The organism is Kribbella sp. WER1 (assembly GCF_054189145.1).
Genome location: NZ_CM135186.1, coordinates 6,061,382 through 6,083,350, shown reverse-complemented (window position 1 = coordinate 6,083,350; position 21,969 = coordinate 6,061,382). Strand labels below are relative to the sequence as shown.

The 21,969-nt window shown below is 70.1% G+C and carries 21 protein-coding genes; 8 read left to right on the top strand and 13 right to left on the bottom strand.

Features of this window, described 5'->3' with window-relative positions; translation table 11 throughout:
* Positions 1 to 62: 62 nt before the first annotated feature.
* Together ACXJJ3_RS29600 and ACXJJ3_RS29595 are read right to left on the bottom strand one after the other, a co-directional pair.
* Entirely contained in the window at positions 63 to 1,580 is a 1,518-nt protein-coding gene (locus tag ACXJJ3_RS29600; RefSeq protein WP_458165121.1) for a S1C family serine protease, read from the bottom strand.
* Positions 1,581 to 1,662: 82 nt separating this feature from the next.
* Positions 1,663 to 2,217, bottom strand: coding sequence for a TetR family transcriptional regulator (locus tag ACXJJ3_RS29595; RefSeq protein WP_458165120.1), 555 nt, complete (start codon positions 2,215 to 2,217; stop codon positions 1,663 to 1,665).
* A gap of 98 nt (positions 2,218 to 2,315) precedes the next feature.
* Between ACXJJ3_RS29595 and ACXJJ3_RS29590 the strand changes: the two genes are divergently transcribed.
* Positions 2,316 to 3,146, top strand: coding sequence for an oxidoreductase (locus ACXJJ3_RS29590; RefSeq protein WP_458165119.1), 831 nt, complete (start codon positions 2,316 to 2,318; stop codon positions 3,144 to 3,146).
* Between the two features lie 15 nt (positions 3,147 to 3,161).
* On the opposite strand, the gene ACXJJ3_RS29585 is transcribed toward ACXJJ3_RS29590, so the two are convergent.
* Positions 3,162 to 4,304, bottom strand: coding sequence for an epoxide hydrolase family protein (locus ACXJJ3_RS29585; RefSeq protein WP_458165118.1), 1,143 nt, complete (start codon positions 4,302 to 4,304; stop codon positions 3,162 to 3,164).
* A 61-nt stretch (positions 4,305 to 4,365) separates the two neighbouring features.
* Between ACXJJ3_RS29585 and ACXJJ3_RS29580 the strand changes: the two genes are divergently transcribed.
* Together ACXJJ3_RS29580 and ACXJJ3_RS29575 are read left to right on the top strand one after the other, a co-directional pair.
* Positions 4,366 to 5,310, top strand: coding sequence for a helix-turn-helix transcriptional regulator (locus ACXJJ3_RS29580; protein WP_458165117.1), 945 nt, complete (start codon positions 4,366 to 4,368; stop codon positions 5,308 to 5,310).
* Between the two features lie 16 nt (positions 5,311 to 5,326).
* Complete coding sequence (locus ACXJJ3_RS29575) at positions 5,327 to 6,148, top strand: alpha/beta fold hydrolase (RefSeq protein WP_458165116.1); 822 nt, start codon at positions 5,327 to 5,329, stop codon at positions 6,146 to 6,148.
* Here the strand turns inward: ACXJJ3_RS29575 and ACXJJ3_RS29570 are convergent.
* From ACXJJ3_RS29570 to ACXJJ3_RS29540, 7 genes are all read right to left on the bottom strand, one after another.
* Entirely contained in the window at positions 6,145 to 7,773 is a 1,629-nt protein-coding gene (locus ACXJJ3_RS29570) for a phospholipase C (RefSeq protein ID WP_458165115.1), read from the bottom strand. The two genes, ACXJJ3_RS29575 and ACXJJ3_RS29570, sit on opposite strands and share 4 nt — an antisense overlap.
* A gap of 34 nt (positions 7,774 to 7,807) precedes the next feature.
* Entirely contained in the window at positions 7,808 to 9,001 is a 1,194-nt protein-coding gene (efeB, locus tag ACXJJ3_RS29565) for an iron uptake transporter deferrochelatase/peroxidase subunit (RefSeq protein WP_458165114.1), read from the bottom strand.
* Entirely contained in the window at positions 8,998 to 10,056 is a 1,059-nt protein-coding gene (locus tag ACXJJ3_RS29560; protein ID WP_458165113.1) for an EfeM/EfeO family lipoprotein, read from the bottom strand. The genes efeB and ACXJJ3_RS29560 overlap by 4 nt, the downstream gene beginning before the upstream one ends.
* A gap of 174 nt (positions 10,057 to 10,230) precedes the next feature.
* On the bottom strand, positions 10,231 to 11,139 hold the full coding sequence (locus ACXJJ3_RS29555; RefSeq protein ID WP_458165112.1) for a ribonuclease Z: 909 nt from the start codon (positions 11,137 to 11,139) through the stop codon (positions 10,231 to 10,233).
* The gene (locus ACXJJ3_RS29550; RefSeq protein WP_458165111.1) at positions 11,132 to 12,100 is read right to left on the bottom strand and encodes a pyridoxal-phosphate dependent enzyme; all 969 of its coding nucleotides are present in this window, start codon (positions 12,098 to 12,100) and stop codon (positions 11,132 to 11,134) included. Before ACXJJ3_RS29550 ends, ACXJJ3_RS29555 begins: the two co-directional genes overlap by 8 nt.
* Positions 12,097 to 15,105 carry a glycine--tRNA ligase gene (locus ACXJJ3_RS29545; protein ID WP_458165110.1) on the bottom strand — a complete coding sequence of 1,003 codons (3,009 nt, stop codon included), beginning with the start codon at positions 15,103 to 15,105 and terminating at the stop codon, positions 12,097 to 12,099. The genes ACXJJ3_RS29550 and ACXJJ3_RS29545 overlap by 4 nt, the downstream gene beginning before the upstream one ends.
* A 31-nt stretch (positions 15,106 to 15,136) precedes the next feature.
* On the bottom strand, positions 15,137 to 15,673 hold the full coding sequence (locus ACXJJ3_RS29540) for a TetR/AcrR family transcriptional regulator (RefSeq protein WP_458165109.1): 537 nt from the start codon (positions 15,671 to 15,673) through the stop codon (positions 15,137 to 15,139).
* Between the two features lie 84 nt (positions 15,674 to 15,757).
* On the opposite strand from ACXJJ3_RS29540, the gene ACXJJ3_RS29535 reads away from it, so the two are divergent.
* From ACXJJ3_RS29535 to ACXJJ3_RS29515, 5 genes are all read left to right on the top strand, one after another.
* Positions 15,758 to 16,651 carry a TIGR03564 family F420-dependent LLM class oxidoreductase gene (locus tag ACXJJ3_RS29535; RefSeq protein WP_458165108.1) on the top strand — a complete coding sequence of 298 codons (894 nt, stop codon included), beginning with the start codon at positions 15,758 to 15,760 and terminating at the stop codon, positions 16,649 to 16,651.
* 122 nt (positions 16,652 to 16,773) lie between these two features.
* On the top strand, positions 16,774 to 16,914 hold the full coding sequence (locus tag ACXJJ3_RS29530; RefSeq protein ID WP_458165107.1) for a hypothetical protein: 141 nt from the start codon (positions 16,774 to 16,776) through the stop codon (positions 16,912 to 16,914).
* Between the two features lie 76 nt (positions 16,915 to 16,990).
* Positions 16,991 to 17,548, top strand: a complete 558-nt coding sequence (locus tag ACXJJ3_RS29525; protein ID WP_458165106.1) for a methyltransferase — start codon at positions 16,991 to 16,993, stop codon at positions 17,546 to 17,548.
* Positions 17,549 to 17,672: 124 nt separating this feature from the next.
* Positions 17,673 to 18,929 (top strand): RNA polymerase sigma factor, encoded by a 1,257-nt coding sequence (locus tag ACXJJ3_RS29520; protein WP_458165105.1) that lies wholly within the window; start codon positions 17,673 to 17,675, stop codon positions 18,927 to 18,929.
* A gap of 82 nt (positions 18,930 to 19,011) precedes the next feature.
* On the top strand, positions 19,012 to 19,794 hold the full coding sequence (locus ACXJJ3_RS29515) for an alpha/beta fold hydrolase (protein ID WP_458165104.1): 783 nt from the start codon (positions 19,012 to 19,014) through the stop codon (positions 19,792 to 19,794).
* Between the two features lie 56 nt (positions 19,795 to 19,850).
* Here the strand turns inward: ACXJJ3_RS29515 and ACXJJ3_RS29510 are convergent, their stop codons facing one another.
* From ACXJJ3_RS29510 to ACXJJ3_RS29500, 3 genes are all read right to left on the bottom strand, one after another.
* Complete coding sequence (locus tag ACXJJ3_RS29510; RefSeq protein ID WP_458165103.1) at positions 19,851 to 20,477, bottom strand: superoxide dismutase; 627 nt, start codon at positions 20,475 to 20,477, stop codon at positions 19,851 to 19,853.
* A 203-nt stretch (positions 20,478 to 20,680) separates the two neighbouring features.
* Positions 20,681 to 21,490, bottom strand: coding sequence for an alpha/beta fold hydrolase (locus ACXJJ3_RS29505; protein WP_458165102.1), 810 nt, complete (start codon positions 21,488 to 21,490; stop codon positions 20,681 to 20,683).
* A gap of 35 nt (positions 21,491 to 21,525) precedes the next feature.
* Complete coding sequence (locus ACXJJ3_RS29500; protein WP_458165101.1) at positions 21,526 to 21,903, bottom strand: YciI family protein; 378 nt, start codon at positions 21,901 to 21,903, stop codon at positions 21,526 to 21,528.
* Positions 21,904 to 21,969 lie beyond the last annotated feature (66 nt).

Genomic DNA, 21,969 nt, shown 5'->3' with positions numbered 1-21,969 from the left:
AGGGGGAGGAGGAGCGGCGGGTCCGATCGGCGGTCCGCTGGGAGCGAGGGGGTGCGCTGGGCCTAGCGGACCGGGCCTTGGATGAGTTGGACGGTGGCCTTGTGGGTCTGGCCGTTCTGGTCGGTCCAGCCGACCTCGACCTTGTCGCCCGGGTGTTGCTTGTTGAGCAGCGCGGACAGCGCGTCGGGCGACTCGACCGTGTGACCGGCGAACGAGGTGATCACGTCGCCGGCGGTGATGCCGGCTGCGCTCGCGTTGCCGGTCGAGAGTACGTCGCCGACGACCGCGCCGGTGGTACCGGTGCTGGTCACGACCGAGACCCCGAGCATCGCCGAGTCGCCGATGTGCACCGACGTGGAAGACTTCCCGTTCTCGATCTGCTTGGCGATGTCGAGCGCCTGGTTGATCGGGATCGCGTACCCCTCGGTCGTCGTCCCGGTCCCGCTCCCCGAGCCGTTCCCGTTCCCCGACCCGTCGCTGTTCCCGGACCCGTCGCCCGAGCCGTTCCCGTTCCCGTACCCATTTCCATAACCATTGCCGTAACCGTTGCCGTTGCCGAACGGGAACCCGTCACCGTTCCCGTTGCCGTTGCCGTTCCCGTCGCCCCACGCGGCGAGCGTCGCGGTGGCGGCCTGAGCGGTCGACACCGAGCTCTGCCCCGGACGCCCCTGCCCGCCGTTGCTGCCGCCGTTGCCGGCCACGTCGACACCGACCACCTGGCCGCCGGAGTTCACCAGCGGGCCGCCGGAGTCGCCGGCCTGGATGTTCGCGTCGGTCTGGATCAGGCCCGTGAGGTTCTCCGGGTCCTGCCCGTTCTGGTCGGTCGCGGTGATCGCCTGGTTCAGCCCGGTGACCTTGCCGGCCGCGTAGCTCGGCGTACCGCCGGCGCCGCCCGCGTTCCCGACCCCGACGACCTGGTCGCCGAGCTTGACCTGGTCGGAGTTCCCGGTCTTCGCGGTCTGCAGCCCGGACGCGTCCTTCAGCTTCAGTACGGCGATGTCGTGCGCCTCGTCGTACCCGACGACGCCGGCCGTGTAGGTCTTCCCGTTGCCGATGTCGGTGACCGTGATGGACGTCGCGCCCTCGATCACGTGGTGGTTGGTGAGTACCTCGCCGTCGGAGGTGAGCACGATCCCGGTGCCCGCCGCCCGCGCATTCTCGTACCCGAGCACGGTGTTCACGTCGACCAGCCCGGGCGAGATGCTCGCCGCGACGGACGAGGCGTCGAACGCCTTCTGCGACAGCTCCGAGTTGTGCCCGTCGGCCCGCTGGTCGATGCCCCAGGCAACCGATCCGGCGACGAGCACCGCGGCCAGCCCGAGCGCCCCGGCACCGAGCAGCCGGCGCCGGTGCTTCTTCGGCGGCTGCGGCGGCGCACCGAACGGGTACTGCGGACCGTACGGCCCGGGCTGGTACTGCGGCCCGTTCACGGCCTGCTGGTACTGCGCACCCGGCTGGTACGGGCCCTGCTGGTACGGCCCTTGCTGGTACGGCCCCTGTGGGTACTGCTGGTGCCCACCCTGTCCGCCGTACGGCGCCTGCCCACCGTTGTACGGTCCCGGTCCAGCGCTCTCGTTCATTGCTGTCGCCCTCCTCGGCCCAATTCCCTCTGATACGAGTAGACCGCGCCAGACTGAGAACTCCATCGGCTGAACCAATGAGTTAGCTGAGAATCCGCTCCACGGCGGTCACCACCGCCGTGCGCCGCACCTTCGCCGCCGGGAGCTCCGCGCCGTACTCCGGGTTCATCGACGACCAGCTGGTCGCGATCGCCTGGATCAGCGACAGCAGGCTCACCGGGGTGAACCGCCTGGACACGCTCCGTCGCCGCATCCCCCGCTGCAGTTCCTCCAGCCGGCGCTGGTTGACCGCGATGATCGCCTCCAGCGGACGCCCGTCCGGCCGCTCCAGCCGGTACCAGACCGACAGCCGCAGCCGGTCCGGATGGTCCTCGAAGTAGTCGAACACCTTCCCCGCGTAGGCCGGCAGGTCGTCCACGTCGAACCCGACCTCGTCGAGGTACTTGTCCAGTGACGCGCTGAACACCGCGTCGAACAGCTCGTCCTTGTTGCCGTAGTACGCGTACAGCATCGCCTTGTTGCAGCCGGCCACCTCGGCGATCCGGTTGATCCGCGCACCGCCGATGCCGCGGGCGGCGAACTCCTCGGTGGCGGCCTCCAGGATGCGGGCGCGGGTCCGGTCTGCGTTGCGTTCCATGCGTCGCAGCCTACCAACCAACCGGTTGGTTGATTTATAACCAACCGGTTGGTTAGATGGAGATCAGATCCAACCAACTGGTTAGTTAGGACGCAGAGATGAGCAAGGTGTGGCTGATCACCGGGAGTTCGCGCGGGCTGGGGCGGGCGTTGACCGAGGCGGTGCTGGCGGCCGGCGATCGCGTTGTCGCGACCGCCCGCAAGCCCGAACAGCTCGACGATCTGGTCACGAAGTACGGCGAACAACTCCGGGCGGTGGCGCTCGACGTGACGGACGCCGACGCCGCGCGGGCCGCCGTCCGGACGGCCGTCGAGGAGTTCGGCTGGCTGGACGTGGTGGCGAACAACGCGGGCTACGCGAACAGTGCGGCGATCGAGGAGATGGCTGACGCGGACTTCCGGGCACAGGTCGAGACGAACCTGTTCGGGGTGGTGAACGTGACGAAGGCGGCGCTGCCGGTGCTCCGGGAGCAGCGCAGCGGGCACTTCCTGCAGTTCTCGTCGATCGGCGGACGGGCCGGTGGGACGCCGGGGATGGGCGCTTACCAGACGGCGAAGTTCGCGGTCGAGGGTTTCTCGGAGGTGCTGAACAACGAGGTCCGGCCGTTCGGGGTGAAGGTGACGATCGTGGAGCCGGGCGGGTTCCGGACCGACTGGGGCGGCTCGTCGATGCAGCTGCACGAGGTGCACCCGGACTACGAGGAGACGGTCGGCGAGATGCACCGGCGGCGGCTGGAGACCGACGGCAAGCAGCCGGGCGACCCGGCACGAGCCGCGAGCGCGATCCTGCAGGTCGTCGAACTGGAGAACCCGCCGCTCCGCCTGCTCCTCGGCAGCGACGCACTCGCGCTCGCGGAGAGCTCGTCGCGGTCGCGGGCCGAGGAGGCGGCGGCGTGGGCCGACCTGACCAGGTCGACAGACTTCAGCTGAGCGCGCCGGGGCCTCTCAGCCCCGCAGGTCGTGGAAGAACTCGCGGACGTCGGTGATCAGTTCCTCGGGGATCTCGAGGGCGGCGAAGTGGCCGCCGTGGTCGAGGTCGGTCCAGCGGGTGATGGTGTTGGAGGTCTCGCAGTAGCGGCGGATCGCGACGTCGTGGGCGGTGGCGAGCACCGCGGTCGGCACACCGGAGTTCGGCCGCGGCGCCCACGACCGCGGCTGCGCGTACCCGATGTACGCCGCGGTCCCGCCGGTGCCGGTCAGCCAGTACAGCATCACGTTGGTGAGCAGCCGGTCCTTGCCGATGATTGCCTCCGGCAACACATCGCCCGGCCAGGTCCAGGCGTTGAACTTGTCCATGATCCAGGCCAGCTGCGCGACCGGTGAGTCCACCAGTCCGTAGCCGAGCGTCTGTGGCCGGGTCGACTGGATCGAGATGTAGCCGAACTCGTCCTTCATGAACTGCGCGATCCGCGCCATCTTGTCCTGTTCGAGCGGCGTCAGCGTCTGCAGCTCCTCGTCGGAGATCTGCAGCGGCGGCAGGTTCGTGCCGCCGTTCGTGTGTACGCCGACGACGGCCGCCGGCGCCACCCGCCCGACCTCCGGCGACACCGATCCGCCGAGGTCCCCACCCTGGACGCCGTACTTCTCGTACCCGAGCTCCGCCATCAGCGCCACCCACGCCCGCGCGATCCGTTCGAACGTCCAGTTGTCGTCCACGGTCGGCCCGGAGAACCCGAACCCGGGCAGCGCCGGAATCACCACATGGAACGCGTCCGACGCCTGCCCGCCGTGCGCCACTGGGTCGGTCAGCGGCCCGATCAGGTCCAGGAACTCGACGATCGACCCGGGCCAGCCGTGCGTCAGCAGCAGCGGCAACGCGTTCGGCTCTGCCGACCGGACGTGGATGAAGTGGATCCGCTGCCCGTCGATCTCGGCGAGGTACTGCGGGTACGCGTTCAGCTCCTCCTCCGCCGCCCGCCAGTCGTACGACGTCCGCCAGTACTCGACCAGCGACGACAGCCAGGACACCGGGACGCCGGTGGTCCAGTCGTCGCCGGGCAGCGGTGCGGGGAACCGGGCACTCGCCAGCTTGGCGGCGAGGTCGTCGAGCGTGCTCTGCGGGATGTCGATGCTGAATTCCTTGATCATGGCTCTACTCTCCTGCCTGGTTAGGACATCTCCGGTCCTAACCAGCTGCGAGAATCAGAGAATGATCGAAACGTCCGCACGACTGCTCAAGCTCCTGAGCCTCCTGCAGCAGCCCAAGGAGTGGAGCGGTGCCGCCCTGGCCGGTGAGCTCGGCGTCGGCGTCCGGACCGTCCGCCGGGACGTCGACAAGCTGCGCAACCTCGGCTACCCGGTCGACGCCGTACCGGGCGTGGCCGGCTACCGCCTCGGCGCCGGTGCCGCGCTCCCGCCGCTGCTGCTCGACGACGAGGAGGCGGTCGCCGTCGCGGTCGGTCTGCGCGCCGCGGCCAACGGCACCGTCGCGGGCACCGAGGAGGCGTCCGTCCGCGCCCTGACCAAGCTGGAGCAGGTCCTGCCGTCCCGCCTGCGGTACCGGATCGAACTCCTCCAGCAGGTCGCTGTCACGCCCGCGGGCGGCCCGTCCGTCCAGCCCGACGTACTGCTGGCCGTCGCCGCCGCCTGCCGCGACCACTACCGGCTGCGCTTCGACTACCGCAACCACGACGGTACGGCGACCACCCGCAGCACCGAGCCGCACCGCCTGGTGCACACCGGGCGGCGGTGGTACCTGGTCGCGTGGGACCTCGACCGTGAGGACTGGCGCACGTTCCGCGTCGACCGGCTGGAGCCGCGGACCCCGACCGGCCCGCGGTTCACGCCCCGCGAAGTACCGGAGCTGAACAGTACGAACCGCGGCGTCGCGTACGGCGGCTACCGCTACCAGGCGCGGATCCTGGTGCACGCGTCCGCCGCGGAGGTCGCCGACCGGTACGGCCCGAACGTCGCCTCGGTGACCGCGATCGACGAGACCACCACGCTGGTCGAGACCGGCGCGCACGGACTCGACCAGATCGCGGCGTACCTCGGCATCCTCGGCCTGCCGTTCGAGGTCCAGGACCCGCCGGAGCTGATCGACGCGATCCGTGCGCTGACGACGCGCCTCAACGCCGCGATTCCGCAGCCCTGACCAGTACCGTTCAGGCATGGATCGGTACGTCGGGACCGTGCTGGGCCGGATCCGGTTGCGCGTCGACGGGTCGGGCCCCGCGATGCTCTGCTGGCCGAGCCTCCTGATGGACGGCACTGTCTGGTCGGCGCAGGCCGCGCACTTCAAGGACCGCTTCCAGGTGATCCTCGTGGATCCGCCGGGGCACGGCGCGAGCGAACCGCTGGCGGGGCCCTTCACCTTCGAGCAGTGCGCCGAGGTGATCCTTCAGATCGTCGACGAACTGCAGGCCGACACGGTGCATGTCATCGGCAACAGCTGGGGCGGGATGATCGGCGGTACGTTCGCCGCGCTGCACCCGGACCGGATCGGCGTCGCCGTGCTGATGAACGCGACGGCGTCACCGGCCGGTCTCAGACAGAAGGCGGAGTACGGCGTCCTCGTGCAGGCGGCCCGGCTGCTGGGTGGGATCCGTGGGCCGCTCAAAGGCCCGGTCCGGGACGCGTTCCTCGGGCCGACGGCCAAACGCGACAAGCCCGACGTCGTTGCCAAGGTCAACGAACTGGCCGCCGCAGTGAACGTTCGGTCAGGCATGCACGCGGTCACCAGTGTGGTCCCGAACCGCCCGGACCAGCGAGCGTTGTTCGGGAAGATCCGCACTCCGGTGCTGGTCGTCGCGGGTGCCGAGGACGCGACGTTCCCGGTTGCGGAGACCGAGGAGATGGCCGATTCGATCCCGGGGGCGCGCTTCGTCGTGCTCGAACAATCGGCGCACCTGGCGGCGTTGGAGTCCCCAGAACAAGTGAATGCCCTGATCGACGACTTCCTCGCCGACCAGGGCATTCGGGGAAGCGCTTAGCTGACGACGGCGCCGGTCTTCGGGTCGAGGATCAGCTGCTTGGTGTTCGGGTGCGACCACCAGCTGAACATGCTGTTCAGGCTGCCGGCCCGCTCGTCGAACGAGTGGTCACCGATCCGGCCGGTCCGCCAGTTGTCCTCGATGAACTTCAGGACCGAGGTCTGGTCGGTCAGCGCGTGGTCGACGTGGTTGGTCTTCGCGTACGGCGAGACGACCAGCAGCGGCAGCCGCGGGCCGTAGCCGCAGCGGTCGGCGTACCCGCCGGCGACGTGCTTGGTGCCGCACAGCGCGGCCTGGTCGAGGGCGGCGTCGTTCGAGCCGTTCACGATCGGGGACTTCACGTGGTCGTACCAGCCGTCGGAGTCGTCGTAGGCGAGGACGACCGCGGTCGACTTCCACTCCGGCGACTTCTGCAGCGCGTTGATCTCCTTGACGACGAACGCCTGCTCGTCCAGCGGGTCGGAGTACCCGGCGTGACCGTCCTGGTACTCGCCGGCCTTCAGGAAGCTGACCGCCGGAAGGTTGTTCGCCGCCAGCGCCGCGTCGAAGTCCGACGTGTCGTACTGGTGGTTGGCCTGGTCGGTGTGGCCGATCGCGGCCACCGACGACGGCGGCAGGTGCTTCGGGTTCGCGGTCGACTTGTAGTACTGGAAGGGCTCGTGGTGCGGGCTGTAGTCGGTCGCCGCGTTGCCGCCGATGTTGGTGTGCGTCGAGCCGCAGACGGCCTTGCCGTTGGTGGTCGTGGTCGGCTTGAAGCCGCCCTGGAACCAGCCCCAGGTGACGTTCTGCTTGTTCAGCAGGTCACCGATGTTCTGCCCGTGCATGCCGGCCAGGTTGTTCGAGGACTTGCCGTTGTTGTTCGAGCAGTCGTCGTAGATCGGGTCTGGGTCGTTGGTGATTGTCCCGATGCCGTTCTTGTCCGGCGACTGGACGGCGTACGCGTCGGTGGTCGGCTGCCCGGTCTTCGGGTCGTACGCCTGGCCGCCGTGGGTCTGCCCGGAGATCAGGTTCAGCGCGCCCGGGGTCGACGGTCCGTACACGGTGTCGAACGAGTTGTCGCTCATCGCGTAGTGCTGGGCGTAGTTCCACATCGCGGTGACGGTGTTGCCGTCGTAGTAGTCCATCACCAGGCCCGGCTCACCGAACAGGACGGGCTGCCCGGTGCACTTGTCGGTCTCGGTGTACTCGACGAACTTGTCGTTCTTGCCGCCGTTCGCGGCCTTCTGCTCGGCAGAGTAGCCGTGGTTCTGGTCGCAGGTCAGTGCCTGCGACGGCGCCAGCCGCTTGGGGTTGTACGCGTTCGGGTTGTTCGTCAGCAGCTTGCCGGACAGGCCGTTGACCTTCGGCGTGTGCCGGGCGGCGGTGAACGGCGTGCCGTCGGTGTTGGCCGCCTTCGGGTAGGTGCCGAAGTAGTGGTCGAACGAGATGTTCTCGCCGAAGATCACCACCACGTGCTTGATCGGCGTGGTGGTCCCCGCCGGGTGGTACGACGCGGCGTCGGCCGCGGTGAACGCCGCACCGGCGTTGGTCACCTGCTGGGCGGCGCCGGGCGCGCCACAGGCGGCCAGCAACAAGCCCGTCGCGGCCGCAACGGCCGTGGCGGCGACAGGGAGTCTTGCGCGCATGCCTTCTCCTCCTGGATGACTCATGCTGAGTACCTCATGCGAGCAACGACCGCCCGAAGTGGTCGTTGCCGTCCCGTACACCGGGAAGCGTGAAGAAATAGCCGCCACCGACCGGCCGGATGTAGTCGACGAGCGGCTCGTCGGTCAGCCGGGTCTGGACAGCCTCGAACTGCCGGGCGATGTCCTGCTGGTAGGCGCAGAACAGCAGGCCCATGTCCAGGTCACCGACCACGTCGGTGCCCTTGTCGTAGTTGTAGCCACGCCGCAGGAACTGGCTGGACGCGGTGTCCGGCGTCCGCGGGTTCGCCTTGCGGATGTGGCTGGTCAGCGGGATCGCCCCGCCGGTCGGGTCGGCCGCGTAGTCCGGCACGTCGGTCTCGCTGTTGCCGTCCAGCGGCGCACCGGTGTCCCGGCGGCGGCCGAACATGTTCTCCTGCTCGCCGACCGACACCCGGTCCCAGAACTCGACGAGCATCCGGATCTGCCGCAGCACCTGGTAGCTGCCGCCCTCGGTCCAGGCGGGCTCGCCGTTGCCCTTGCCGACCCACACGAGCTTGTCGTGGTCGGCGGACGCCGGCTTGACGATGCCGTCCTTGAAGCCCATCAGGTTGCGCGGCGTACCGGCCGGCCGCGGCGGGCTTTGGAAGCCGTCGACCCGCCAGCGCAGCTGCATCGCGCCGCGCGTGTGCCGGGCGATGTCGCGCAGCGCGTGCAGCACGATGTCGGCGTCGGACGCGCACAGCTGCAGGCTCAGATCCCCGTGGCACAAGGCCTCGTCGAGGCTGTCGTTCGGGAACTCCTTCATCGCGGTGAGCTTCGCCGGCTTCAGCTTCGCGAGACCGTACCGCGCGTCGAACAGCGAAGCGCCGACGCCGACAGTGACCGTCAGGTCGTCGCCCGGCATGTCCGGCCCGAGGACGCCGGAGTCGGCCGGCGGCGCGGTGATCCCCAACGGGGGCAGGGCTCCGCCGGTCGTGAGCAGCCGCGCCCGCTCGGTCAACGTCCGGAACAGGTCGGTCAGCTCGCCCTTGTCCGCCGCGATCACGTCGAACGACGCGAAGATCGCCTGCTTCTGCTGGGGTGTGACGATGCCGGCCTGATGTACGCCGTGGAACGCCACCGACGCCGGCACCGCCGCGTCCGCGTTCAACGTCACCCCGGCCACCGCGGCCGCACCGGCCCCGGCCAACGTCCCACGCAGGAAGGCCCGCCGGTCGAACCCGCTCATCCGGTCCTCCGTACGTCGCAGATCGCGGCGACGGGCGCGAGCTTCTCCAGGAGTTCGCCGACCGCGCCGTTCAGCTGCTGCCGGGTCGTGTGGTCCAGCTTGCCGACCGGCGTGTTCTGGTGCGCGACCAGGAGCGCTCGCACCCGGGCCTCCCACTTCTGCACCTGCGGCAGGTCGGCGTACCGGGGCTTGAGGACCGGGTCGAGGACGGCCAGCACGTTCGCCGTACCGTTCAGGTTCGCGAGCGCGGTGTTCAGCGACGTACCGCTGCCCTGGTCGTTCTCGCCGGTGAGCTCGAACTGGAGCGTGTTCTCCAGGATCTCGTGGGCGCGCAGGCCGAGGTCGTTCGGATCGACCTGCTGGTTGGGCAGGTCCTTCTGCAGGCCGTGGACGTCGGCGGCCAGCTGGTCCGCGATCGGCTTCAGGACCGCGGCGGATGCGTTGTGCCACAGGCCTTTCTCCAGCGGATGGAACCCGGCGTCGGAGCCGTCGATCTTGTCGGCGAAGTCGCCGAACGCGCCGTACGCCGCACCGAGCGAGTTGTAGGCCAGGTGCGCCGTCAGCCAGTCGGTCCGGGCCGCGGCCAGGTCACCGGCGTCCACGTCCGCGCGCAGCTTGTCGGTCTTCGTCACCAGGCCCGCGACACCTTGGGCGACACCGGCCTCGTACTTCTTCACCAGCGGCAGCATGTCGTTCTTCGTCACCGGTACGACGGCCGGTCCGCCCTGCCCGTCGCCGCTGACCGTGACGGTCGGGCCGGTGATCGCGTCGGTGTCCTCGATCAGGCAGCGGATCGCGTACTTCCCGGCGCCGAGCTGGACGTCGAGCTGCGCGCTCGTGTTCGGCCCGAGGCCCTCGACCTCGCCGTACACCTTCTGGCTCCCGACCTCGACCACGTCGACCTCGGCCGGTGCGTCCCCGGTGTTGTGCACGGTCAGCACCTGGCGCCCGGTCCGTGGGTCCGGCCAACCCTGGCCGCATTGGCTACGCGACACGCTGATCCCACTCGGGCCGCCGGCCGCGTCCGCGCCTTCCCAGGGACGCCAGACCGTCACGCCTGCCGCTGCTCCCAGAACAACCAACGCCACGGCCGCCGGAACTGGACGGGGAGTGCGCACGAGAGGTTGCTCCTGAGAGTCGGCCGTTACATTCGCGGGCAATGCTAATCCCGGCCGATGATGCCGTCCTCCCGGTTCAGGCGTGTTCGCCCGGCCGTAACGAACTGTTCGCTAGCGACGGGTTGGAACTGAGATTCTGCTGAGATCCGACGCCACGACGACCTCGCCCGAGAACTCCTTCGCCGCCTCATCGTGGAACCGTTCCGGCTCCAGGTAGCGCTGCGAGAAATGCGTCAGCACCAGCTTCCGGACGCCGCACTCGGCCGCCACCCGGGCCGCCTGCCGCGCGGTCAGATGCCCGAACCGGCGGGCCAGCTCCGCCTCGCCCGACAGGTACGTCGACTCGATCACCAGCAGATCGGCGTCCTCGGCCAGCCGCAGTACGTTCGCGCACAGCCGGGTGTCCATCACGAACGCGAACCGCTGCCCTCGCCGTACCTCGCTGACGTCCTCGACCCGCACGGTCCGCCCACCCACCTCGATCGACCCGGCCCGCTGCAGCCGCCCGACGTCCGGCCCGGTCACGCCGTACTCCGCGAGCCGCCCGGGCAGCATCCGCCGTCCGTCCGGCTCGACCAGCCGGTACCCGAACGACTCGATCGAATGCTCCAGCCGGCGCGCCCACAACTGCCCGAACGACCCGACCGCCAGCAGCCCGTCCTCCGCCACCGGCTCCTCCAGCAGCTCGGCCCGCTCGAAGAACGACGCGGCGTACCGCAACCGGTCGAAGTACGGCTGCCCCGACGCCGGGTAGTGCGCATGCACCGGATGCGGTACGCCGTCCAGCGACAGCCGCTGCACGACCCCGGGCAGTCCGAGGCAGTGGTCACCGTGGAAGTGCGTCACGCACAGCCGGGTGATCGCCCCCGCCGACACCCCGGCGAAGATCATCTGCCGCTGCGTACCCTCGCCCGGGTCGAACAGGAACCCCTCGTCGTCCCAGCGCAGGAAGTACCCGTTCTGCGTCCGCTCCCGGGACGGCACCTGGCTGCCGGTCCCGAGCACGACGAGCTCACGCAAGGGCGCGCGCCAAGGTCGACGACGACATGTTGCCGCCGCAGGACACCACCGCGACCCGCCGGCCGGCCAGCTCGGTACGCCGTTCCCGCGCGGCCGCGAACGCCAGCGCCGCCGCGCCCTCGATCAGCTGGTGCTCGGTGTCGATGACCAGGCGCAGCGCGTCCCGGATCGCGTCCTCGGAGACCAGCACCCAGTCGTCGACGAGCTCGCGGCACAGGCCGAACGTGATACTCCCCGGCTCGACGCTGCCCGCCGTACCGTCCGACAAGGTCTCGCCGGCGTCGACCTGGACGATCTCCCCGGCCCGAACGGACGCCGCCATCGCGTCGTCGGCGGCCGGCTGGGCGCCGTACACCTTGATGTCCGGCAGGTGCTTCTTGAGTACTGCGGCGACGCCGCTGATCAGGCCGCCGCCACCGACTGCGACCACGGCCGCGTCCAGCGGTTGTCCGGCGAGCTGCTCGAGGATCTCGACGCCGACGGTACCCTGGCCGGCGACGATCTCCGGGTCGTTGTACGGCGGGACGTACGTGAGGCCGTGCTCCGCGGCGTACGCGCGGGCCTTCGTCTCCAGCACGCCCGTGTCGTTGCCCTCGGCCCGCAACTCCAGGCCGAGCCGTCGGAGGGCGGCGACCTTGCCGGGCGCGGCGTTCTCCGGCAGGTAGACGATGCCGTGCCCGCCGAGCGTCGCCAGCGCGTTGCCGACGCCGAGGCCGTGGTTACCGGTAGAAGCAGTCACCACGCCCGCCGCCCGCTGCTCGTCGGTCAGCGTCAGCACCTTCGCCATCGCGCCCCGGGCCTTGAACGACCCGGTCCGCTGCTGATGCTCACACTTCACGAGGACGTCCGCACCGACGTCCTCGCTGACCACGTCGTACCGCACGAACGGTGTCAGCAACAGGTGCTCGCGCAGAGCCGGCGCGATGCGCTCGGCTCTGGCGGCAACCTGTTCTGCGTTCATTCCGACGGGCTCAGGCTCGTGCCGAGGGCCTGCCAGTCGAGGACCGGGGCGGCCAGTTTGCTGATCGTGGCGAGCAGGCCGAGGCGAGCTGCCCGGACGTCCGGCTCCTTGGCCATCACCAGGATCTCGTCGAAGAACGCGTTCACCGGCTCGACCAGGACGGACGTCGCGGCGACGAACTCGGACAAGCCCGTCGGGGCCTGCCCGATCTTCTGGACGATCTCGTGCAGCGTGACCTCAGCCGGCTCGGTGAGCTTCGCCGGGTCGTACTCCGCCTCGGTACCATCCGGCACGATCCGCCGGACCCGTTGCAGTACCGCGACCAGACCGGCGAAGTCGCTGTTGCCAACCAGCTCCTGCAGCGCCTTCAAAGTCTCATCCGCGGCCGCCGGAGCAGTTGCCAGCGGCAACACCGCCGCCACCTGCAGGTGGTCGTCGCCGCGATCGAGCAGCTGCTGCTCGTAGCGCCGTACGGTGAAGTCGGCGACCTCGTCGAGCGACTCCGCCGGTACGTCGATGCCCTGGGCACCGATCTCGTCCGCGGCCGCCCGCAGCCCGACCGGCAACGTGATCGCCCGCAGCTCCGGGTGCTCACGCAGGATCGCAACCACCCCGGCCGCGGCCCGCCGGAGCGCGAACGGGTCCGAGCTACCGGTCGGCTTCGCACCGATGCCGAACAACCCGGCCAGCAGGTCGAAACGGTCCGCCAGCGCCAGCAGCGCACCCGGAGTCGTCGACGGGACCGGGTCACCGGCCGACCGCGGAAGCTCCATGTCGTACAGCGCCTGCGCGACCGCGTCGCTCTCGCCCGCGCGCTTGGCGTACTCGCGGGCCATCGTGCCGGCCAGGCTGGTCAGCTCGACGACCATCTGCGAGCCGAGGTCGAACTTCGCCAGCTCGGCCGCCCGCTTCACCGTGGTCAGCTCGTCGCCGTCCAACTCGACCTGGTCCGCCAGCTTCAGGGCGATCCGCCCGATCCGCCCCGCCCGGTCGGCCATCGAGCCGAGCCGCTCCTCGAAGGCCAGCTTCTCCAGCTCGCCCTTCATCGACTCCAGCGGCGTGTCCAGGTCGGCCCGCCAGAAGAACGCAGCATCCTCGTACCGGGCCCGCAGTACCGCCTCGTTGCCCGCCCGGACGACGTCCTCGTTCACCGAACCGTTGGCCACGGCAACGAAGTGCGGGAGCAGCTTGCCGTCATGGTCGCGCACCGGCAGGTACCGCTGGTGCTTGCGCATCACGGTCGTCAGGATCTCGCTCGGCAGATCCAGGTACTCCGGCGCGAACCCGCCCAGGATCGGCGTCGGCTCCTCGATCAGGTTGACGATCTGGTCGACCAGCGCGGCCTCGCCCTCGACGTCGACCGTGCCCTGCACCTTCGCGGACAGGTCGGCCGCCGCCTCGACGATCGTCGCCCGGCGGCGCGCCGGGTCGGCCTCGATACCGTGGATCCGGAGCAGGTCCAGGTAGCCCTCGGCGGCCGCGATCTCGACCTTCGGCTGTGCCGCGGTCCGGTGCACCCGCGTCGTACGGCCGGCGGCCAGGCTGGAGACGGAGACCGGGACGATCTCGTCACCGAGCAGCGCGACCAGCCAGCGGATCGGCCGGGTGAAGGACAGCTTGGCGTCGTTCCAGCGCATGTTCTTGTCCGAGCGCAGGCCCGCAACGATCTCGCTGAGTACGCCGCTAAGCACCTCGGCCGCACCGCGACCCGGGTCCGGCTTGGTGACCGCGACGTACTCGACGCCGTCGACGTCCAGGTCGTGCAGCTCGCTCTCGTCGACCTTCTGCCCGCGGGCGAACCCGGCGGCGGCCTTCGTCAGGTTGCCGTCGGCGTCGTACGCGGCCGCCTTCTTCGGACCGCGCACCACCCGCTCCGCATCCGGCTCGCCCGCATGCACCGAGGCCACGAACGCGACCACCCGGCGCGGCGTCGCGTACGTCGTGATCTTGCCGTGCTCGAGCCGGGTCGCGGCCAGCTTCTCCTCCAGCGCGGCCTGCACCGCGGCGACGGTCTTGGTGACCTCCGACGGCGGCATCTCCTCGGTGCCGATCTCGAACGTCAGCTGCCGGGTGCCGTTGATCGCCGGGAACTCGGTCGGCTCCGGCGCCGCCGGCGGGAGCTCCGCGAGCCCCAGCGGGTGCTCCAGCTCCTCGCGGCGTTCCGCCCACAGCCGCGACACCTCGCGGGCCAGCGTCCGCATCCGGCCGAACGCCTTCGCGCGCTCCGTCGTACTCACGGCGCCGCGGGCGTCGAGGACGTTGAACGTGTGCGAACACCGCAGGACCTGGATATGCGCGGGCACCGGGAGCCGGTCGTCGATCATCCGGCGGGCTTCGTTCGCGTACTCCTCGAACAGCCGCTTCTGCGACTCCACGTCCGCGTCGTCGAGGTAGTACCGGCTCATCTCGTACTCGGCCTGGCCGAACGCCTCGCCGTACGAGATGCCCGGCGCGTAGGCGATCTCCTTGAAGTGCGAGACGCCCTGCAGCGCCATCATGATCCGCTCGATGCCGTAGGTGATCTCCACCGACACCGGGTCCAGCGTCATCCCGCCGGCCTGCTGGAAGTACGTGAACTGGGTGATCTCCAGGCCGTCCAGCCAGACCTCCCAGCCGAGCCCCCAGGAGCCGGTCGCCGGGTTCGCCCAGTTGTCCTCGACGAACCGCACGTCGTGCGCGTCGATGTCGATCCCGAGCGCCTCGAGGCTGTCCAGGAACAGCTCCTGCGGGTTGCCCGGGTCCGGCTTCAGCACCACCTGGAACTGGGTGTGCGTCTGCAGCCGGTTCGGGTTCTCCCCGTACCGGCTGTCGTCCGGCCGGACACTCGGCTCGACGTACGCCACCCGCCACGGCTCGGGACCGAGCACCCGCAGGATGGTCGCCGGGTTCAGCGTCCCGGCACCGACCTCGGTGTTGAACGGCTGCACGACCATGCAGCCCCGGTCGGTCCAGTACTTCGTCAGCGCGAGCAGCGCGTCCTGCATGGTGAGCACAGCAAACCTCATGCGTTCGTCTGGGGGTTTCCGGTCACGAAGTCTATTCGGTGCGTGGCGGTGCTATCCCCCGGATTGCCAGAGTGAGCAGTCGGGCCGCCTGATCGGGGTCGTCGCCGCTGGCCAGTGAGATGCCGTTCGCGAGCTTCAGCAGGTCCTCGATCCGCGTCTCCCGCGGTACGGCGCCCGCGGCCTGAGCGCGGTCGAGCAGCTTCCGGCCGGCGGCCAGCAGGCGGGCGTGCGCGTCCGAACCGCAGTCGCCGCTCATCACGAGCGCCGTCGCCAGACCGCGGCTGCCGGTGGCGTGCGCGACCACCGCGTGCAGCCAGGTTGTCAACGCCCGCAGGGGATCCGGGTCGTCGAGCAGCTCGGTCGCCTGCGCGCAGACCGCGTCGATACTGCTCCGGAAGACCGCCTCCAGCAGCGCGATCCGGCCGCCGAAGTGCCGGTGCAGCGTCGCCGAGCCGACGCCGGCGCGGCGCGCGATCTCCTCCAGCGAAGCATCCGCGCCACGCTCCCCGATCACGTCGGCCGCGACGGCCACCAGGCGGTCGCGGTTGCGCTGGGCATCGGCTCGCATCTCGGGCTTCCTTGCGTAACTGGGGTGGGCCCCCATATCGTACCGGAGATAACCGGGGTGGTACCCCACTTATGAGGAGATCCCATGCACATCGGTATGGCCTTCGGCGACGTCCGCGGCCCGGCCCCACTCCCCGACATCACCCGCCAGATCCGTGCGGCGGCCGCGGCCGGCGTCCGGTCCGCGTGGATCTCGGACGGCATCGGCTGGGACGCCCTGACCACCCTCGCCACTGTCGGCCCGGTCGGGACAGAGCTGGGCACGGCGGTCGTCCCGTTCCCCCAACGCCACCCGCTCCTCCTGGCCCGCCAGGCCCTCACCACCCAGGCCGCGGTCGACGGCCGCCTGACCCTCGGCATCGGCGCCGGCATCGCCCGAATGGTCGGCACCATGTACGGCCTCCCCACGGACCACCCGGCCACCCGCCTCCGCGAGTACCTCGAAGTCCTCCGCCCGCTACTCCGAGGCGAGCCAGTCGACCACCACGGCACGTACTACACAGCCGTTGCCCAACTCACCCCGCCGTCGGAGGACCGCCCCTCGGTCCTGGTGGCGGCGTTGGGGCCGGTGATGCTGAAGGTCGCGGGTGAGCTCGCCGACGGGACGGTCACCTGGATGACCGGACCTCGGGCACTCAGCAACCACGTCGTGCCGGCCATCACGCGGGCTGCCGGGAGTCGGATACCGCGGGTCGTGGCAGGGTTTGCTGTGTGCCTGACGTCCGCCGAGGACGCCGTACGCGCGCGGTTCGCGGCGGAGTTCGCGCTGGCGGGACAGGTCCCGGAGTACCGGGCGATGTTCGAACGGGAAGGTGTCGACGGGCCGGCCGGCGTACTGCTGGCCGGCGACGAGGCGGCGATCGGCAGACAACTCGGGCGTATCCGGGACGCCGGAGCGACCGACGCGATGCTCGCGCCGGTCGGGACCGCGGAGGAGCAGGAGCGGACGACCGCGTTCCTGTCTACAGTGATGCGGTGACCTCGCCCAGACATGCGGCAGTAGTTCTCTAACTCCGTCGTCCGCTCCCCCCGCGCCACTCCGGCGTCGGGGTCGAGCCGTGCTGCCCATTGTCACTTCACACCGGCAGGGACGACCCATGCATGTCGACGACTCCATCTCCGCGCGACGGCTCGTTCCACGAGCAACGGCGGCACCAGGCGGACCGGGTCCGCGTACTCAACGCGCTGCTGATCCCGCTGGACGATCACCGCATCACGTTGCGCCGGGCACCCGACGTATGAGCCGCCTGCCACGAGGCGTACGGCGTACCCGGCACAGCGCGCTGGGTACCGCTGCGGGAACTGCTGGGCGTGATCGGTGCGCACCAACTCCGCCTCCGCGGGGTGTACGTACCGGCGCTCGGCGAGCGGATCCATCCGCACTACGGCGTTCGACATCGGGACAGGCACCGGGTTGCTCGCGGCGTTACTCGCCCGGCGGGGGATCCGCCGGGTGGTTGCCACAGACAACAACCCGCGCGCGGTCGCCTGCGCCCGCGCGAACCTGCGACGCCTTCGGACCGACGCCGAGGTGCAGCAGACCGATCTGTTCCCGTCAGGTCAGGCGGATCTGATCGTCTGCAATCCACCATGGATCCCCGCGAAGCCGCTCACGCTGCTCTACCAGGCGGTGTACGACGAAGACGGCCGAATGCTCCGCGACTTCCTGCGGACCGCCCGCGAGCACCTCCGCCCGGGAGGCGAGGTGTGGCTGGTCCTCTCAAGCCTGGCGGAACAGTTCGGCCTTCGCGGCCGGGATGAGGTGGCCGAGCTGATTCGCGACGGTGGGCTACGGGTGGCCGGTCGGCGGGAGGTGAGGCCGCGGCACCGCCGAGCACGAACAGGCGAAACCACCACCCTCTGGCGCCTCGAGTAGACGGACACCCAGGCCATCACAACTGCCGAGACCTCGGCCGCCTCCCGCCTGAGCCCCGCAGGGGCGACCGATTGTGATGGCCTGGCGGACCGCCCCCACCCACCAACCTGTCTACTATCGGCGGGTGACGGTAACCGAGGCGCAGGGGGCCGTCGACGCGGTCTGGCGGATCGAGTCGGCGCGGATTGTCGCGGGGGTGGCGCGGATCGTCCGGGACGTCGGGCTGGCCGAGGAGCTGGCGCAGGACGCGCTGGTGGCGGCGTTGGAGCAGTGGCCGGAGTCCGGCGTACCGAAGAATCCGGGTGCCTGGCTGATGGCGATCGCGAAGCGCCGGGCGATCGACCTGATCCGGCGGAAGGAGACGTACCAGCGCAAGCTCGCCGAGATGGGGCACGAGCTGGAGATCGACGGCGACTCGGTCGAGGACGACGTGGAGGCGATCCTCGAGGACCACATCGAGGACGACCTGCTCCGGCTCGTGTTCACCGCGTGCCACCCGGTGCTGACGACGGACGCCCGTGTGTCACTGACACTCAAGCTGCTCGGTGGCCTGAAGACCGACGAGATCGCCCGCGCGTTCCTCGCCCCGGAGGCGACGATCGCGCAGCGGATCGTCCGGGCCAAGCGGAACCTGGCGAAGGCGGGCGTCGAGTTCGAGGTGCCGTCCGGGCCGGAACTGCTCGACCGGCTGCAGTCCGTGCTCGAGGTCGTGTACCTGATCTACAACGAGGGGTACTCCGCGACCGCCGGCGACGACTGGATGCGCCCGGCGCTCTGCAACGAGGCGATGCGCCTCGGCCGGCTGCTCGTCGAGCTGATGCCGACCGAACCCGAAGTACTCGGCCTGCTCGCGCTGATGGAGCTGCAGTCCTCCCGCGCGAGCGCCCGGACCGGTCCGGACGGCGAGCCCGTGCTGCTGCTCGAGCAGGACCGCCGCCGCTGGGACCGGCTGCTGATCCGCCGCGGACTCGAGGGCATCGAACGCGCCTGGGCCCTGGAGAAGCCGCCCGGCCCGTACCTGCTGCAGGCCGCGATCGCCGCCTGCCACGCCCGGGCCGCCGACCCGGACGACACCGACTGGGCCCGGATCGCCGGCCTGTACGCCGTCCTCGCGCAGGTCACGCCCTCGCCGGTGATCGAGCTCAACCAGGCGGTCGCGATCTCGATGGCGTTCGGCCCCGAACGCGGACTGCAGGCGGTCGACCTGCTCGCCGACGACCCGTCGCTGAAGGACTACCACCTGCTGCCGAGTGTCCGCGGCGACCTGCTGTTCAAGCTCGGCCGCCTGGACGAGGCCCGCGCCGAGTTCGAGAAGGCGGCCGCGCTGACCCGCAACGAGCGCGAGCGGAAGCTGCTGCTCGAGCGCGCCGCCGCCTGCTGAGTGATCTAGGTCACATGCTGTCGATCGGCGCCCGGACCCTTTCGACGCACGGGTGAATGACCGACTCGTACAGGAGGACGACATGTTCACCGTGATTTCCAAGGACGGCACCACGATCGCCTACGACCGGCGGGGCAGCGGACCCGCGCTGGTCCTCGTCGACGGCGCGCTCTGCTCCCGCGCGCAGGGCCCGATGCCCGAGCTCGCCGAGGCGCTCGCCGACCGGTTCACCGTCTACAACTACGACCGCCGCGGCCGCGGCGACTCCGGGGACGGCGACGTGTACGCCGTGGACCGCGAGATCGAGGACCTGGCCGCGGTGATCGAGGCGGCCGGCGGATCGGCGTCCGTCTACGGTTCCTCGTCCGGCGCGGCGCTCGCGCTCCGGGCGACCGCGGCCGGGCTGCCGGTCGAGAAGCTGGTCGCGTTCGAGCCGCCGTACGTCGTCGACGACAGCCGCAAGCAGATCCCGCGCAGCTGGGTCGCGGACCTGACCGCGCTCGGACCCGACGACGCGATCAGGTACTTCTTCACCAAGGGCATCGGGCTGCCCGGGATCCTGGTCACGATGATGAAGCTGATGCCGGCATGGAAGAACATGCGGGCGATCGCGCACACGCTGCCGTACGACGCGCAGGTGGTCGGCGGGAACTGCTTCGGCGAACCGATGGACGCGACCCAGTGGGCGCCGATCGACCAGCCCGTCCTGGTCGTGAACGGCGGCAAGAGCCCCGGCTGGATGAAGGCGTCGAACCAGGCCCTCGCGGACGCGGTCCCGGGCTCGGCGCACACCGAGGTACCGGGCCAGAACCACATGATCAAGACGGCCGCGATCGCCCCGGTGATCGCGGACTTCTGTGGCTGACAGCACGAAGGGCGCCCGGCCGGAGCCGGGCGCCCTTCGTCGTACTACGGGGTGTCTCAGGCGCCGGCGATCAGCGCGCTCGCGCCGGAACGGGCCGCGTCGAAGCGGGCCTGCGCGTCGGCCCAGTTGACGACGTTCCACCACGCCTTGACGTAGTCGGGCTTCACGTTCTTGTACTGCAGGTAGAACGCGTGCTCCCACATGTCCAGCATGGCGATCGGGATCTGCCCGGCCGGCAGGTTGCCCTGCTGGTCGTACAGCTGGTGGATCAGCAGCTTGCCGCCCAGCGCGTCCCAGCCGAGGATCGCCCAGCCGGAGCCCTGGATGGTGGTCGCGCTCGCGGTGAAGTTCGCCTGGAAGGAGTCGAACGAGCCGAAGAACTCGTCGATCGCCGCGCCCAGCTCGCCGTCCGGCTTGTCGCCGCCGTCCGGGGACAGGTTCTTCCAGAAGATCGAGTGGTTGACGTGCCCACCGAGGTTGAAGGCCAGCGTCTTCTCCAGCCCGACGATGGCGCCGAAGTCACCCTTGTCGCGGGCCTCGGCCAGCTTGTCGAGGGTGTCGTTCAGACCCTTCACGTAGGTCGCGTGGTGCTTGTCGTGGTGCAGCTCCATGATCTCGCCGGCGATGCTCGGCGCCAGGGCGCTGTAATCGTAGGGGAGGTCGGGAAGCGTGTACGTGGTCAACTCTGCTCCTTCGTCAGGGCCCCGCGGGGGCCGATATCTCTCCGATGTCCTCGGTCAGCGACACCAGCTTGAAACTTCAACCACGGTTGAGGTCAAGTAGCCACGCGGGCGACGCGGCACTCGGACCGGTGCCCGGTACGACCGCGATCACACCCCTGCGTACCCACCGGACCCCTCCAGCTTCACATACTCTCCCCAGCAGCCTACGGGCGAGTCTCACCTCGGGCCGCCAGCACCGCACGGAGCGCCACCGCGAACGGTTCCGGCGCCTCCGCGAACCCGGTGTGACCGCCGGGAAAACGGGTCGGTTCCACACCCAGCCGGTCGGCCAGCGCGCCCGACGTACGGTCGCAGAGCTGGCCGGTGGAGTCCGCGCCGATGCCGACCACGACGTCGGCCGCGCGGAGCCGGTCCAGGTCCGGGAGCCAGGTGATGGTCTCGCGCATCTCGTGCCCGAACCAGAACCGCTCGGCCGCCACCTCCTGCGGATCCCGGTCGCCGCCGAACATCTGCTCGGCCACCTCGTCGGGCAGGAAGATGTTCGCCAGCCGGAAGAACTGCTGCCAGGCGCCGACCACGTCCCCGGCCAGGTAGTCGGCCATCAGCTTCTCGGACTGCGCGAGCAGCTCCTCCGCGTCCGGCAGCAACCGGTCGAGCGGCGGCTCGTGCGCGATCACCGTCCGTACGGCCTCCGGGTGGTACTGCGCCAGCGCCAGCGCGGTGACCGCTCCGCCGCTCGATCCCAGTACGTCGGCCGGCCCCGCGTCGACGTGCCGGATCAGCGCAGCCAGGTCGTCGGCGCGCTGCTCCGGGCGCGACGTACCGCCCGGAGCCAGCGTGCTGCGCTTCACGCCGCGCGGGTCCAGGGTGAGGACGGTGTGGTCGGAGGCGAGCAGGTCGGCCAGCGGGGCGAATGCGTCCGCGTCCATCGGTGCGCCGACCAGCGCGACCAGCGGGCCGCTGCCGCGCACTTCGTAGTACAGCTCTGCGTCGGTTACCTCGTATGTGCTCATGCCCCTCCCACGGACGGGAGGGGCAGAAATGGACATCAGCCCGCGAACACGTCCGAATCCGGGCCGAAGTCGGCCTCCTCGACGACCCGCCGTACCTCGACCTCGCCCTGCAGCGCCGCGGCCAGCCGGGCCGCCCACTCGATCGCCTCGTCCCGGTTGCGCACCTCGACGACGATGATGCCGCCGACCAGCTCCTTCGTCTCCGCGAACGGCCCGTCCGTCACGGTTCGCTTGCCGCCGTCGACCCGCACCCGGGCACCCAGCGAACTCCGGTGCACCCCCTCGGCGAACAGCAGTACGCCGGCCTTCGACAGGTCCTCGACAACCTGCCCGACCCCTTCGGCAAGCTCCGCCGACGGCAACTTCCCGGCCTCGCTGTCGACATCCGCCTTGTTGATGATCATGAAACGCATCGCTGCTCCTCGTCGTCTGGCTCGATCCTTACTCTCACGTCGAGCGGACCCCGACCGGATCGACAC

What these genes read in the sequence shown, in the direction of transcription:
- ACXJJ3_RS29600 (WP_458165121.1), bottom strand. Translation starts at nt 1,580, where the DNA reads ATGAACGAGAGCGCTGGACCGGGACCGTACAACGGTGGGCAGGCGCCG.
- ACXJJ3_RS29595 (WP_458165120.1), bottom strand. Translation starts at nt 2,217, where the DNA reads ATGGAACGCAACGCAGACCGGACCCGCGCCCGCATCCTGGAGGCCGCC.
- ACXJJ3_RS29590 (WP_458165119.1), top strand. Translation starts at nt 2,316, where the DNA reads ATGAGCAAGGTGTGGCTGATCACCGGGAGTTCGCGCGGGCTGGGGCGG.
- ACXJJ3_RS29585 (WP_458165118.1), bottom strand. Translation starts at nt 4,304, where the DNA reads ATGATCAAGGAATTCAGCATCGACATCCCGCAGAGCACGCTCGACGAC.
- ACXJJ3_RS29580 (WP_458165117.1), top strand. Translation starts at nt 4,366, where the DNA reads ATGATCGAAACGTCCGCACGACTGCTCAAGCTCCTGAGCCTCCTGCAG.
- ACXJJ3_RS29575 (WP_458165116.1), top strand. Translation starts at nt 5,327, where the DNA reads ATGGATCGGTACGTCGGGACCGTGCTGGGCCGGATCCGGTTGCGCGTC.
- ACXJJ3_RS29570 (WP_458165115.1), bottom strand. Translation starts at nt 7,773, where the DNA reads ATGCGCGCAAGACTCCCTGTCGCCGCCACGGCCGTTGCGGCCGCGACG.
- efeB (WP_458165114.1), bottom strand. Translation starts at nt 9,001, where the DNA reads ATGAGCGGGTTCGACCGGCGGGCCTTCCTGCGTGGGACGTTGGCCGGG.
- ACXJJ3_RS29550 (WP_458165111.1), bottom strand. Translation starts at nt 12,100, where the DNA reads ATGAACGCAGAACAGGTTGCCGCCAGAGCCGAGCGCATCGCGCCGGCT.
- ACXJJ3_RS29545 (WP_458165110.1), bottom strand. Translation starts at nt 15,105, where the DNA reads ATGAGGTTTGCTGTGCTCACCATGCAGGACGCGCTGCTCGCGCTGACG.
- ACXJJ3_RS29540 (WP_458165109.1), bottom strand. Translation starts at nt 15,673, where the DNA reads ATGCGAGCCGATGCCCAGCGCAACCGCGACCGCCTGGTGGCCGTCGCG.
- ACXJJ3_RS29535 (WP_458165108.1), top strand. Translation starts at nt 15,758, where the DNA reads ATGCACATCGGTATGGCCTTCGGCGACGTCCGCGGCCCGGCCCCACTC.
- ACXJJ3_RS29530 (WP_458165107.1), top strand. Translation starts at nt 16,774, where the DNA reads ATGTCGACGACTCCATCTCCGCGCGACGGCTCGTTCCACGAGCAACGG.
- ACXJJ3_RS29515 (WP_458165104.1), top strand. Translation starts at nt 19,012, where the DNA reads ATGTTCACCGTGATTTCCAAGGACGGCACCACGATCGCCTACGACCGG.
- ACXJJ3_RS29505 (WP_458165102.1), bottom strand. Translation starts at nt 21,490, where the DNA reads ATGAGCACATACGAGGTAACCGACGCAGAGCTGTACTACGAAGTGCGC.
- ACXJJ3_RS29500 (WP_458165101.1), bottom strand. Translation starts at nt 21,903, where the DNA reads ATGCGTTTCATGATCATCAACAAGGCGGATGTCGACAGCGAGGCCGGG.